The organism is Chitinophaga jiangningensis, from assembly GCF_900142605.1.
Classification (GTDB): domain Bacteria; phylum Bacteroidota; class Bacteroidia; order Chitinophagales; family Chitinophagaceae; genus Chitinophaga; species Chitinophaga jiangningensis.
Window position 1 is genome coordinate 36309 of the sequence record NZ_FRBL01000007.1, and the last position, 12810, is coordinate 49118.

The following is a 12810-nucleotide window of genomic DNA, read 5'->3' on the forward strand; positions in this document are numbered from 1 at the left end:
TAGTAAAAGGATTTGTTTATCTTTCCTCCCGATTTCAATCCACCTTTTATGAAGAAACAACTACTCTGGTATCCGGTTATCATAGGCGTATTTGGCGCCCTGATCTGGTTTGTGCTGGACAAAGGACAGTCTCTGCCTGTAAAGCAGACCACTATTGTACCAGCGCATCCGGTGTCGGTACTGGCTGTCAAAAGCACCTGGACGCAGTACCTGGAAAATTTCAGGCATCCATTGAGCCTGTTATTACTTCAGATAGTCGTGATCATGTTTGTGGCTCGCCTTTTCGGTAAGCTGGCCAATATGGTGAAACAACCGGCAGTAGTTGGTGAAATCATCGCTGGTGTGTTGTTAGGGCCATCGCTCCTGGGTTGGATAGCCCCTTCCTTTTCCGGCTTTCTGTTTCCGACAGAATCCATGAAAACCTTACAATTCCTCAGTCAGATAGGACTTGCCTTCTTCATGTTTATTGTAGGTATGGAGGTGGACCTGAGCAAGATCAGAAATAAAGCCCACGATGCGGTTATGATCTCGCATGCGAGTATTGTAGTGCCATTTTTCCTTGGTGTTGGGCTCGCCTATTTTATATTTGAAGCCTTTGCTCCCGCGAATGTCAGTTTCCTGGCTTTTGCCCTGTTTATGGGCATTGCCATGAGTATCACCGCTTTTCCGGTACTGGCAAGGATAGTACAGGAGCGAAAGCTCACGGGAACTCCGTTAGGCACACTGGCTATTACCTGTGCAGCAGCGGATGATATTACGGCCTGGTGTATCCTGGCTGTGGTAGTGGCGATAGCACAGGCTACGGGCCTGGTCATGGCGGCCATTACAATAGGCCTCGCCATCCTGTTTGTAGCAGTTATGTTGCTGCTGGTGCGCCCATGGCTGAAGAACTTCATTACACGTCAGTTGCAGACCAATAACGAGAAAACTGCTGCCGGCGCCGTATTTTTCACCTTACTCATCTCCGGATGGATTGCTGAAGTGATTGGTATCCACGCCTTATTTGGGGCATTCCTGGCAGGCGCTATTATGCCGGTGCAGGAAACGGTACGCAAGCTCTTCACAGATAAGGTTGAAGACGTCTCTGTGATGATCCTCCTCCCTATTTTCTTTGTATTCACCGGCCTGCGAACGCACATAGGTTTACTGTCCCAGGGACATTTATGGGCAGCCTTCGGTATGATTATGCTGGTAGCTGTAGGCGGTAAATTTGGCGGTAGTGCGGTTACGGCGCGATTAATGGGGCAAACCTGGCGGCAGTCAATCTCCATCGGTGCACTGATGAACACCCGTGGGTTGATGGAATTGATTGTTTTAAACATCGGATATGACCTGGGCATCCTCTCTCCCGAAATTTTCGCTATGCTGGTGCTGATGGCGCTTGCTACCACATTCATGACCGGCCCCTTGCTTGACCTGGTGGATTTATCAGAAAGGAAGGCGCACAAAGCCGCCACTGCTTAGCTTTGCAACTTATTTATATCTTAAAGGCCGGTTGTAGCTACAGCCGGCCTTTTCTTTTGTTTTATAGGGAGATGTAAAGCCGGCATTACCATGTTATTTTCTTAACTATGTAAAATGCGGCTGTTTATCTCTCTCCTTAAAAATATTTAGGGAGATGCTAATCCCGCACGGCCAGGTTTCCCCACCGTTTTACTGTAGTCACGCGGCTGTTCATTTCTCCTTAAAAAGATTTTGTGAGATATAACCTTGCGTGCGGTTGCCCGATCCCTGATATTAACCACAGAATAGCGGCTCCCGGTTTCGGCTATATGCCATAAACGCGAAAGCCGGCTGTAGGTACAGCCGGCTTTCGCGTTTATATTGTTTAACCCTTATGCTTTTTTAGCAGTAGTGGTTTTCTTTTTAGCAGTAGAAGTTGATTTCTTTTTGCTGTGGTAAGCCGTTTTCTTTTTAGCGGCAGCAGTTTTAGCTGCTGGTGCTTTTGTTGGTGCCGGTTTAGCTTCTGGCATTTTAGCCGGTGCAGGGAATTTGGATTTATCCAGTCCTACGGCTTTATCATCGAGGGTCAGTTGAACTGACTCTTTCAGGATTTCTTCTTTTTCTGCCATGAACTGCTTCATTTTCTCTTTCGGGATGCGCAGGTCATATGCATTTACAGGAGAAGCCAGCGCTTTTGCGAAACCAGGATTCAGGCGGTCCAGTGCGGCCACTTCCATATCCAGTGATTTGGCGATTGCTTCCAGGCGGTATTTGCCGGAGATATTCACTTCTACCGTGCTGAAAATTTCGTCTTCTGTGAGCGGGCCACGGGCCACAGCAGCAGCAGGAGCTACATTATCAGCGGTGTTGGTCACTACGGCATTATTTTCATCCAGGCTCACACCAAAGAAGTTGTTGAATCGGTCGAGGATGTAGCCGGTAGCGATGAATTTATACACGTGGTTGCGGGATTCCGCCGGCAGGAAGTATTGCATGCCCCAGAAATCTTCGCGGCCGCTGGCTTTCATAGCGCGCTGTACGCCGCCGGCACCACAGTTATAAGCAGCAACTACGAGTAACCAGTCGCCAAACTGATCATACAGTTGGTTGAGGTATTGTGCTGCTGCGAGGGTGGATTTATAGAAGTCTTTACGTTCGTCTACTTTTTTACCTACGCTCAGGCCGAAGATACGCGCGGTACCGGCCATAAACTGCCATGCACCTACGGCACCTACTCTGGAGCGTGCGTTGGTATTAAAGCTGGATTCGATTACGGCCAGGTATTTCATTTCTTCAGGGATACCGTGCTCACGGAAGATTTTTTCTACCGTTGCAAAGTAAGGCTGACCTCTTTCGATCATGATCTGGAGGTGCTGGCTGTAACGGGTAGCGTAGTTATTCACATAACCGGCTACCAGGTTGTTGTTGATTTGTTCGTATACTTTGGCGCTACGAACAGTATTAGGAAGGCTTTGAGCCGCCTTTTTTACCGCAAGGGAGGTTGGAGATGCGTGAACGAGGGTATCCTTGGGTAATTTAACTTTTACCCTTGATGTATTCAATCCACTAGTGTCGGCCGCGACAGTGGCGAAGCCGATCTCTTTAGGTATGCCGTTGCTACCCGCTTTCACTTTTCCTAAACTCAATGCTGGCAACAGCGTAAGTAAAAAGATTTTTCTCATACAATTTATTTTAAACAGTCGCCACCTGTTTGCTATCCATCAATTGATGGGCAATGCTTAACAGGTTAGCCTCGTCAAACTTCTTTGTAATGATCTGTACACCAAATGGCATCCCGTTTGAATGCTTTCTCATGGGGACGGATATAGCCGGAACCCCTACCAAATTCGCTAAGACCGTATAAATGTCGGCAAGGTACATAGCTATAGGGTCATCTGTTTTTTCCCCTAATTTAAATGCCGTTGAAGGCACAGTTGGCATTAATATGGCGTCGTACTGATCTAAAATTTCGTTCAATTTGTCAGCTACTAAACGTCTAACTTGCTGAGCTTTAGTGTAATAAGCATCGTAATAGCCTGAGCTTAACACAAAAGTCCCCAGTAAGATACGCCTTTTTACCTCTTTCCCAAACCCTTCGGACCTACTTTTTTTGTAAAAATCGGTCAGATCGAGGTTTTTTTGCTCCGTTCTGTGGCCGTATTTCACGCCATCGTAACGGGAGAGATTGCTGGATGCTTCGGCAGTTGTGAGCACATAATAGGCTGGCACAATGTAGTCGATCAGGTCAAATCCGCTACCGGAAACCGTATGACCGTTGTCTACCAGATTTTCAAAGAAATCTATATAAGCATCTTTCATCTCGGGATCGAGGCCGTCGTGGTACAATGCATCCCTTAAATACGCAAATTTGTAGGATTTATTGTGCGACAAACCAGATTGGTAATCAGGTACTTCCTTTTGAGAGGCGGTACTATCGAACTCATCCGGTCCGGCGATGACCTGTAGAACCGCGGCCACATCGGCAATATCCTTGCCAAAAATCCCAATTTGGTCAAAAGATGACGCGTAGGCGATCAAGCCATAACGGGAGATGCGACCGTAAGTCGGTTTAAGGCCTACGATACCGCAAAAATCCGCCGGTTGCCTTACGGAACCGCCGGTGTCGCTACCCAGACTCACCTGACATAGATCGGCCTGTACGGCCACTGCGGAGCCTCCGGAGGAGCCACCCGGTACGCGGGAAGTATCCAGCGCATTTAAGGTAGGTCCGTAGGCCGAATTTTCGTTGGTGGAACCCATCGCAAACTCGTCGCAGTTCAGATTTCCTATAATAATAGCATCTGCCTCCAGCAGGCGTTCGACCGCTGTGGCAGAATATAATGAGTTAAACCCTTCCAGAATATGGGAAGCGGCACTTACATTATGACCTTTATAGCAGATAACATCTTTAATACCTATCACTACTCCAGCCAGGGGCCCTACGGGCTGACCGCCTTGTATGCGGGCATCCAGTTCACGGGCTTTATCCAGGGCTTCCTCCTCATATACCTCCAGGAAGGCATTTAAATGTTTTAGCTCCTGAATACGGTTGAGATAATAGCGTACCTTATCCGTACAGGTTATGCTGCCGGCGTATAATGCTTTGTGAAAAGTATTAATACTGCTGAATTCAGACAATGCTAAACCAGTTAAAATGAAAATATGATTATACGAATTGTAACGTGTTACCCGGGCAATTAAGCGTTAGGGGTAGTATCTGTTGTAGAAGATTGAGTTGCAGCGGCTGGTTTTTCTTTCATGCCTTCCTCAATTTCCTGGCGCACGTTGTTTTTTGCGTCATTGAACTCACGGATACCTTTACCCAGGCCGCGCATCAGTTCAGGAATTTTCTTACCGCCAAACAGCAGTAAAACCACAATCGCGATCAGCAGCAGTTCAGAACCACCTACATCGGAAAGAAATAAAAAAGTCGATTTAGCGAAAACAGCAGTCATCTTCTCAGTTGTTTAAAGTTCTAATACACAAAGGTAAATTATTAAATCCGCTTTTTCACCCGCCAGTGGTTGCTGCCGGCCAGATTTAAGATCATTTTAAGGAAATGAAAAAAGCGGAACCGTTAAGGCTCCGCTTTTTACTAATTTCCCTGTATTTATACTAAACCCTTTTTTCTTTAATACGGGCTGCTTTACCAGCGCGTTGACGGAGGTAGTACAGTTTCGCTCTTCTTACTTTACCTACCTTGTTTAACACGATACCATCGATGTTAGGAGAGTAGAGTGGGAACAACCTTTCTACACCAATACCGTCAGAGATTTTTCTAACAGTGAAAGACGCAGTAAACCCTGTACCCTGGATTTTCACCACATCACCTTTAAAGGACTGAATCCTTTCTTTATTACCTTCCACGATTTTATAATTGACAGTGACGTTGTCGCCTGCTTTAAACTTCGGGTACTGTTTTTTAGCTGTCAGTTGTTCGTGAACAAACGAAATTGCGTTCATCTTTCAAATATTTATGGGAGTGCAAAAGTAAGTCAAGAAATAGCATTTACCAAATTAATGCAGTATAAATTCTCCAAAAATCTCAAAATACCTTCCGACTAATATCTAATTAATTAATTTACAATAGATCCGGGCGTCTTTCCTTCGTTCTTTCCAGTGCCTGCTGGTGACGCCAATCCTCAATTTTGCGGTGGTCCCCGCTTAAAAGTACATCGGGCACTTTCCAGCCTCTGAATTCATCCGGGCGGGTATATACCGGCGGCGCCAGGAGATTATCCTGGAAGGAGTCGAATAATGCGCTTGTTTCATCATTAAGTACGCCAGGCAACAACCGGCCGATGGCGTCCACGAGTACGGCAGCGCCGAGTTCTCCGCCCGACAGCACGTAATCTCCGATGGAGATCTCTTTGGTGATGAAATGATCGCGGATACGCTGATCGATTCCTTTGTAGTGGCCACAGAGGATCATCAGGTTGCCTTTGAGGGAGAGCTGGTTGGCCATTCTCTGGTTCAGCGTTTCTCCGTCGGGCGTCATGTAGATGATTTCATCGTAGGTCACTTTTGACTGCAGCGTTTCGATGCAATTCACAATAGGTTCCAGCATCATCACCATCCCTGCTCCTCCACCAAACTGGTAGTCGTCTACCTGCTGGTGTTTCAGGGAGGAATACTCCCTCAGGTGGTGCAGGTGTACTTCCAGCAGCCCTTTGGCCTGTGCGCGCTTCATAATGCTGTGGGAAAGCGGACTTTCCAGCAGTTCAGGAAGCACGGATATTATATCAATACGCATAATGCCGGTTTGTTAATTGATTCTGTCTTAGCCGGTATACAGTTCCACCAGTCCTTCCGGAAGGTCTACATGTACTACCTGGCCCTTTTTATCCATTTTTACGAGTGATTGGTCGTTGATAGGCAGCAGGGCTTCTTTTCCCTTGATCTGCACTTTAACCAGCACCTGCATGGGCATTTCGATCACTTCTTCCACTACGCCAAGGGTGCCATGGTGGGCATCTTCCACGGTGTAGCCCAGGAGTGCCAGCGGCGACGAAGCGGCTGCCTGTTCCTTAAAGTCGGATTCCTGGAGGTATAGTTGTCCTGGCAGGAGTTTCTGGGCAGCTTCCTTGGTGTCGATCCCTTCCAGCTTCACGTAAAACTGATCTAAACCTTTGGCCTTCACTTCTTTGATAAAGTAAGGGATAAAGCTGTTTTTTCTTTCTTCCAGGAAAACTGCCTCTACTCCTTTCAGGGTGGAGCGTTTGCCGAGACTATGTTTCACCAGGATTTCGCCCTGGAGGCCATGTGCCGACACCAGTTTGCCTATACTGAAGTAATTACTCATAATTGGAAATTAAAAAAGGAAATATTTGCGGTTGCAAATATTTCCTTTTCAGGTATTTGTAAAACGTTGCCGTTTTATGCTTCTGAGCCTTCGCCTTCTGCAGACGGAGCAGCAGGAGTGTCTTCTACTTTTCTAACGATAGGAGCAGCAATTTTTGCTTTTCTGTGGCTATCGCGGCGAGCAGAAACTTTTTGTTCGTGTTCAGCTTGCCATTGTGCGAACTTTTGGTAAGCAGTAGGCTCGTCGAACAGACCCAAGGTCACACCTCTTAAGAGATGCTTCAAATACAATACACCTTTGAAGGAGAGGATTCTTCTTACAGTATCAGTAGGCTGAGCACCTTTCTGTAACCAACGCAATGCTTTTTCAGTATCGATGTTGATTGAAGCAGGTACAGTCAGTGGATTGTAAGTACCGATTTTCTGGATGAATTTACCATCTCTTGGAGCGCGAGCGTCAGCTACTACGATAAAGTAGAAAGGTCTTTTCTTCGCGCCATGTCTTTGCAGTCTGATTTTTACTGGCATAAATAAGTCAAGTTATTTTTTGCGAGTTAGGAAATATTGTTTAATTAGGGATGCAAATGTAACCTCAACAATTGACATTTACAAAAATATTTTTCGCCAAATAATTAGCGTTTCATCATTCCTTTAAGTCCTTTGCCACCAGCGCCGAACTTATTCATCATTTTCATCATCTGGCGCATTTGCTCGAACTGTTTCATGAATTGATTTACGTCCTGGATATTTTTTCCGCTACCGGCGGCGATACGCTTACGTCTGCTACCGTCGATCACGTCAGGATTACCTCTTTCTTCGGGGGTCATGGAGTTGATCATGGCCTCGATGCCTTTGAAAGCGTCGTCGCTGATATCGATATCCTTGATAGCCTTACCTACCCCAGGGATCATGCCCATGAGGTCTTTCAGGTTACCCATTTTTTTGATTTGCTGGAGTTGTTCGCGGAAATCGTCGAAATCGAACTGATTCTGGCGGATTTTCTTCTCCAGTTTTTTTGCCTGTTCTTCGTCGAACTGGGCTTGCGCGCGCTCTACGAGGGTGGTGATATCACCCATGCCGAGGATACGCTGAGCCATACGTTCAGGGTAGAAAACATCGAGGGTATCGAGTTTTTCGCCCATGCTAACGAATTTGATCGGCTTTTCAACGGTGTATTTGATGGTCAGTGCCGCACCACCACGGGTATCGCCGTCGAGTTTGGTCAGTACCACGCCGCTGAAGTCGAGGCGATCGTTAAAGGCTTTGGCTGTATTCACCGCGTCCTGACCGGTCATGGAGTCGACCACGAACAGGATTTCATGTGGTTTTACGGCTGCTTTTACGTTGGCCACTTCGGTCATCATAGCTTCGTCTACAGCCAGGCGGCCGGCAGTATCGATGATGATGACGTTATTTCCATTGGATTTAGCGTGTTTGAGGGCGTTTTCAGCGATTTGAACTGCGTTTTTATTGTCAGGTTCGCTGTAAACTTCTACTCCGATCTGCTCACCCAGTACTTTCAGCTGATCGATCGCCGCGGGGCGGTAGATATCGGCAGCAACCAGTAAAGGTTTCTTATTCTTTTTGGTTTTGAGATAGTTCGCCAGTTTACCGGAAAAGGTAGTTTTACCCGAACCCTGTAAACCTGCGATCAGAACGATAGTAGGATTATTTTTAATATCGAATTCAGCTTCGGTGCCGCCCATCAGTTCGGCCAGTTCGTCTTTCACGATCTTTACCATCAGCTGGCCTGGGGAGATGGAGGTCAGTACCTTTTCGCCCTGTGCTTTATCTTTTACTTTATCGGTAAATTCCTTGGCAATTTTGTAGTTCACATCCGCGTCCACCAATGCACGGCGGATTTCCTTAACGGTGGATGCCACGTTAATCTCGGAGATACGTCCTTCGCCTTTAAGTTGTTTAAACGCGGAGTCGAGCCGCTCTGATAGTGATTCAAACATTGTCGGTATTTTAAACGGATGGCAAATGTAGTTTTTTTCCGTGAGTTTTTTCTCGCAAAGCGGGCTAAGGATGCTAAGCTCGCAAAGGATGGTGGTTTGTCTTTTTTCCTCGCCAAGCAGCCAAGCAGCAAAGACTTGTGTTTTATTGTTTATCGCAAACCAGGGAGGCCGTTGGATTTGCTTCCTGCGATCCTGCGGCCCGGGAGGGTCGCAGGTTAGAGGAGAGGCGAAGGCTTCCCCTCTAACCGGTGAAGCACTCCGTGTGAGTGGAGCCCCGGCGGCATTTACATCTCCCGAAACAAAAAAGGAAGCCTACCCAATGGGCAGGCTTCCCGGAAATATTATAGGTGGAGAATCAGCTTCCGAGGTAATTGCGGAGCAACTTGCTACGGGAGGTGGTTCTCAGTTTGGTAATTGCTTTGTCCTTAATCTGGCGAACGCGCTCACGGGTCAGACCAAATTTCTCTCCGATATCTTCAAGGGACATTGGATGTTCCACGGCGATACCGAAGTACAGCATGATGACATCTTTTTGCCTGTCGGTGAGGGTAGAAAGCGAACGTTCGATTTCGCGGCGGAGTGAATCGTGATGATCCAGCTCTTCATCGGCGCTAACGGCGTTCGGATTTTCCAGTACATCCAGGAGGGAGTTATCTTCTCCGTCGATGAATGGTGCATCCATGGAAACGTGGCGGGCGGCAACTCCCAGTGTGGCTTCTACTTCATCCGTATTGATTTCGAGGATGGTGGCCAGCTCGTCGGGAGATGGTTCACGCTCAAACTCCTGTTCCAGCTGAGAATAAGCTTTACTGATTTTGTTGCTCAGGCCTACTTTGTTAAGCGGCAGACGCACGATTCTGGATTGTTCAGCCAAAGCCTGGAGGATGGATTGGCGAATCCACCACACCGCGTAGGAGATGAATTTAAAACCGCGCGTTTCATCAAAACGTTGAGCAGCTTTAATTAACCCCAGGTTGCCCTCGTTGATGAGATCGCTGAGTGACAGGCCCTGATTCTGATACTGTTTGGCAACGGAAACCACGAAACGCAGGTTGGCTTTGGTAAGCTTCTCCAACGCTCTCTGATCGCCCTGCTTGATGCGGATGGCGAGATTTACCTCTTCCTCCGGCGTAATTAAATCCACTTTCCCAATCTCCTGCAGATACTTTTCCAGGGATTGTGACTCCCTGTTGGTAATGGATTTAGTGATTTTGAGTTGGCGCATTGACATAGAGTCGGAACAGTTACAGGTTAATAAAAAGTTAAGATTTGATGAATGCCTGACAAAAATAAGTTTTTTTAGATACCGCCCAAAAAAAATCTGTCAATTTTAAATCATTTCCAAACAAAATCGATTGATGGTTAAGTGCTTGCAAAATCAGAAAAAATTTCGCATGGGCACTATGCGGCTAATTTACATCCATATGTCAAAATTTAACATTATTATAATTAATAATAAGTAGAAATTATTTAAAGTGAATAAAGTTTTCTGCCAATAGTTAAAAAAAAACCGTAAATTATTTTGACAGAATAAATAATTTTCTATAATTGCAAACTGATGATATTGATTTACTAATTAATTGAAGAGATGTCTAAGAAAGTGCTATATGAGCTGGAATTCCCGGTAAGATGCTCACCCGGTATATTATACGAATTTCTTTCTACGCCGGCCGGCTTACAGGAATGGTTCGCTGATAAAGTTGATTTCCGAGATAATGTATTCTCTTTCTCCTGGAATGGTACAGAAGAAGAAGCTGAAGTGCTGGAACAGGAAGAAGACGAGTTTATCCGATTGCATTGGACACACGCCCCGAAAGATGAATACTTCGAATTCAGGATACAGATCTCAGAAGTTACCAACGAAACTATCCTTGTCGTAAAAGATTTCGCCGAAAAGAAAGAAATTAAAGATCAGAGTCAGCTGTGGGAATACCAGGTAAAGGATTTATTCCACAGGATCGGAAACTAACCCGCTTTGCTGTTAAGTAATACAAGCAGGGTTGCATAAGCCGCCACTACTTCGTTTTTTACTTCACCCCATTGCGACAGCGTAAACGGCTTCGCTATTTTAAGGAAATCATAACGATCCGTAACTACACTCCAGTCTGCTAAACTGATACTTCCTATGGGCTTGTAATTGCCTCCTTCAAAATCATGTTCCCAGGGATCATCCCCCAGGTAAACCTGAAAACCATTACCGGCCAATGCTTCATGGCTGCCAACCAGCGCATCCCTGAACGCTGCTTTTACACTCCCTCCCAGGTGAAGGGTACAGATAAAATAATGCCCCCACCAGAACATAGTGCGAAATGCAAATGCCTCCTTACCACTAAAATAACGGGGGAAATCCAGCATTACCCATGGTAACTGACGGTACTGCTCCCCTCTTGATATCTTCGCCGAAGGCTTCAGCCACTCCTCCCGGAACGGAAAACGGACATGACTATCGGCCGCCTCCAGTCCACGATGTACCTCTCCCAGTAGTCCCACCACCTTCTCCATTACCCTGTTTTTTAATAATATTATATCCGGGCTACCTGCAATAGCTGCTTCCGCTGCTGTTAATTCAAAATTTTCCATATAATTTAACGGTAATTTCAGCGACAGTTGGTGCCACTTTGTGAATTCGTACTAACTTTACGGTTTAATATAGCATTATCAGTGAAAAAACTCGACAAACTCATTATAAAAACATTTCTGGGTCCATTCATTGCCACTTTTTTCGTGACCTTGTTTGTACTGATCATGCAATTTCTCTGGAAGTACATCGACGACCTGGTAGGTAAAGGCCTGGACACCACCGTTATCATTCAGCTGATCGCCTATACCAGTGCCACACTGGTAACCCTCGCACTTCCCCTGGCCGTACTGCTCTCTTCCATCATGACCTTCGGGAACCTGGGTGAAAGCTTTGAGCTCGTAGCCATTAAATCCTCCGGTATATCCCTTTTGCGCTTCATGCGCCCCCTCCTGTTTATTGCCATTATCATTTCAGTGCTGGCCTTCCTGTTTGCCAACTACGTTATTCCGGTGGCCAATCTGCAGGCCAAATCCCTCCTCTGGGATATCACCAATGCCAAACCCGCCTTCAATATCAAAGCAGGCGTTTTCTATAAAGATATTCCCGGCTACACCATCAAAGTAGCCCAGAAAGATAAAGACAACCAGACCATCCACCAGGTAATGATCTTTGATCATGCCTCCGGTGGTGGCGGCGATAAGGTGATCCTGGCTGAAAAAGGCCAGATGGTGCTCACCGCCAACAAGCGCTATCTGTACTTCATCCTCGAAAACGGATGGAGATATGAAGAGAGAGGTAACCGCGGTTTCAGCGTTCCGCAGGATATGATCCGCCTCGGCTTCAAGAAATACAGTAAGGCTTTTGACTTGAGCGCCTTTGCCTTCAACCGCCTGAACATGGACCTGTTTGCCTCCAACCAGCAGATGCTGAACATCCGGCAGCTCGACTATGCCATCGACTCCCTGAAGAAAGTAGAATCCGGCTATGGTAAAACAGTGCATGCGTATGTAAGCAGCCGGTATACGTTTTCCAAATGGAAAGACAGCGCGTGGCTGGCCCAGGCTCCACCATTAAAAGTTAAGAATTACGAGGAGGTAATTCCTGAGGACCAGCGCAGGAATATCCTGGAAAGAGCAGAGCAAACGGGCCGTGAAGCACTTTCATCTCTCGAAACACCCGCAAAGGATTATGAAAGCAAACACGGCGCTGTACTGATGCACAAAGTGGAATGGCAGCGTAAGTTCACACTGGCGGCAGCCTGTATTGTGATGTTCCTGATTGGGGCACCACTGGGCTCCATTATCCGTAAGGGCGGCCTTGGTACACCACTGGTATTTGCAGTGATCTTTTTCGTAATATTTAACGTGTTTTTCATGGTTGGGGAGAAGATGGCCAGAAGTGGCGTAATGGAAACCTGGTCAGGTATGTGGCTCTCAAACATGGTACTGTTGCCTATCGCGGCTTTTTTAATATATAAAGCCATGAATGATTCCCAGCTTTTCAATAAAGAATTCTATTTTCGTATATATCAAAAGATAAAGAAGTTCTTACAAAGATTTAAGAAGCAACCTACAACTTAAAACC

13 protein-coding genes are annotated in these 12810 nt (G+C 46.4%); 3 read left to right on the forward strand and 10 right to left on the reverse strand.

Annotated features, from left to right (window positions below):
• Positions 1-48 precede the first annotated feature (48 nt).
• Positions 49-1464 carry a cation:proton antiporter gene (locus tag BUB18_RS18315; protein WP_073084698.1) on the forward strand — a complete coding sequence of 472 codons (1416 nt, stop codon included), beginning with the start codon at positions 49-51 and terminating at the stop codon, positions 1462-1464.
• 371 nt (positions 1465-1835) lie between these two features.
• On the opposite strand, the gene BUB18_RS18320 is transcribed toward BUB18_RS18315, so the two are convergent.
• The 9 genes from BUB18_RS18320 to BUB18_RS18365 form a co-directional block, all read right to left on the reverse strand.
• On the reverse strand, positions 1836-3125 hold the full coding sequence (locus BUB18_RS18320; RefSeq protein WP_073083926.1) for a lytic transglycosylase domain-containing protein: 1290 nt from the start codon (positions 3123-3125) through the stop codon (positions 1836-1838).
• Between the two features lie 10 nt (positions 3126-3135).
• The gene (gene gatA / locus BUB18_RS18325; protein ID WP_073083928.1) at positions 3136-4581 is read right to left on the reverse strand and encodes an Asp-tRNA(Asn)/Glu-tRNA(Gln) amidotransferase subunit GatA; all 1446 of its coding nucleotides are present in this window, start codon (positions 4579-4581) and stop codon (positions 3136-3138) included.
• Between the two features lie 59 nt (positions 4582-4640).
• Positions 4641-4898, reverse strand: coding sequence for a Sec-independent protein translocase subunit TatA/TatB (locus BUB18_RS18330; RefSeq protein ID WP_073083929.1), 258 nt, complete (start codon positions 4896-4898; stop codon positions 4641-4643).
• A gap of 160 nt (positions 4899-5058) precedes the next feature.
• Entirely contained in the window at positions 5059-5406 is a 348-nt protein-coding gene (gene rplS / locus BUB18_RS18335; protein ID WP_073083931.1) for a 50S ribosomal protein L19, read from the reverse strand.
• 118 nt (positions 5407-5524) lie between these two features.
• The gene (gene trmD, locus BUB18_RS18340) at positions 5525-6196 is read right to left on the reverse strand and encodes a tRNA (guanosine(37)-N1)-methyltransferase TrmD (RefSeq protein ID WP_073083933.1); all 672 of its coding nucleotides are present in this window, start codon (positions 6194-6196) and stop codon (positions 5525-5527) included.
• A gap of 27 nt (positions 6197-6223) precedes the next feature.
• Positions 6224-6745, reverse strand: a complete 522-nt coding sequence (gene rimM / locus BUB18_RS18345; RefSeq protein WP_073083935.1) for a ribosome maturation factor RimM — start codon at positions 6743-6745, stop codon at positions 6224-6226.
• Positions 6746-6819: 74 nt separating this feature from the next.
• Complete coding sequence (rpsP, locus tag BUB18_RS30200; RefSeq protein ID WP_073083937.1) at positions 6820-7272, reverse strand: 30S ribosomal protein S16; 453 nt, start codon at positions 7270-7272, stop codon at positions 6820-6822.
• 104 nt (positions 7273-7376) lie between these two features.
• Positions 7377-8705, reverse strand: coding sequence for a signal recognition particle protein (gene ffh / locus BUB18_RS18355; RefSeq protein ID WP_073083938.1), 1329 nt, complete (start codon positions 8703-8705; stop codon positions 7377-7379).
• A 355-nt stretch (positions 8706-9060) separates the two neighbouring features.
• Positions 9061-9930: a sigma-70 family RNA polymerase sigma factor gene (locus tag BUB18_RS18365; RefSeq protein WP_073083942.1), complete on the reverse strand. Its 870-nt coding sequence runs from the start codon at positions 9928-9930 to the stop codon at positions 9061-9063.
• A 363-nt stretch (positions 9931-10293) separates the two neighbouring features.
• Here BUB18_RS18365 and BUB18_RS18370 point away from each other — a divergent pair, with 363 nt between their 5' ends.
• Positions 10294-10674, forward strand: coding sequence for an START-like domain-containing protein (locus tag BUB18_RS18370; RefSeq protein WP_073083943.1), 381 nt, complete (start codon positions 10294-10296; stop codon positions 10672-10674).
• On the opposite strand, the gene BUB18_RS18375 is transcribed toward BUB18_RS18370, so the two are convergent.
• A complete protein-coding gene (locus BUB18_RS18375) occupies positions 10671-11285 on the reverse strand; it encodes a hypothetical protein (RefSeq protein WP_073083945.1) in 615 nt (204 codons plus the stop codon). The two genes, BUB18_RS18370 and BUB18_RS18375, sit on opposite strands and share 4 nt — an antisense overlap.
• Positions 11286-11366: 81 nt before the next feature.
• Between BUB18_RS18375 and BUB18_RS18380 the strand changes: the two genes are divergently transcribed.
• Positions 11367-12806: an LptF/LptG family permease gene (locus tag BUB18_RS18380; RefSeq protein ID WP_073083947.1), complete on the forward strand. Its 1440-nt coding sequence runs from the start codon at positions 11367-11369 to the stop codon at positions 12804-12806.
• Positions 12807-12810: the final 4 nt, after the last annotated feature.

Coding starts and splice junctions, on each gene's coding strand:
- rplS (WP_073083931.1), bottom strand. CDS start 5,406: ATGAACGCAATTTCGTTTGTTCACGAACAACTGACAGCTAAAAAACAG.
- BUB18_RS18365 (WP_073083942.1), bottom strand. CDS start 9,930: ATGCGCCAACTCAAAATCACTAAATCCATTACCAACAGGGAGTCACAA.
- BUB18_RS18320 (WP_073083926.1), bottom strand. CDS start 3,125: ATGAGAAAAATCTTTTTACTTACGCTGTTGCCAGCATTGAGTTTAGGA.
- BUB18_RS18315 (WP_073084698.1), top strand. CDS start 49: ATGAAGAAACAACTACTCTGGTATCCGGTTATCATAGGCGTATTTGGC.
- BUB18_RS18370 (WP_073083943.1), top strand. CDS start 10,294: ATGTCTAAGAAAGTGCTATATGAGCTGGAATTCCCGGTAAGATGCTCA.
- rpsP (WP_073083937.1), bottom strand. CDS start 7,272: ATGCCAGTAAAAATCAGACTGCAAAGACATGGCGCGAAGAAAAGACCT.
- BUB18_RS18375 (WP_073083945.1), bottom strand. CDS start 11,285: ATGGAAAATTTTGAATTAACAGCAGCGGAAGCAGCTATTGCAGGTAGC.
- trmD (WP_073083933.1), bottom strand. CDS start 6,196: ATGCGTATTGATATAATATCCGTGCTTCCTGAACTGCTGGAAAGTCCG.
- BUB18_RS18330 (WP_073083929.1), bottom strand. CDS start 4,898: ATGACTGCTGTTTTCGCTAAATCGACTTTTTTATTTCTTTCCGATGTA.
- ffh (WP_073083938.1), bottom strand. CDS start 8,705: ATGTTTGAATCACTATCAGAGCGGCTCGACTCCGCGTTTAAACAACTT.
- rimM (WP_073083935.1), bottom strand. CDS start 6,745: ATGAGTAATTACTTCAGTATAGGCAAACTGGTGTCGGCACATGGCCTC.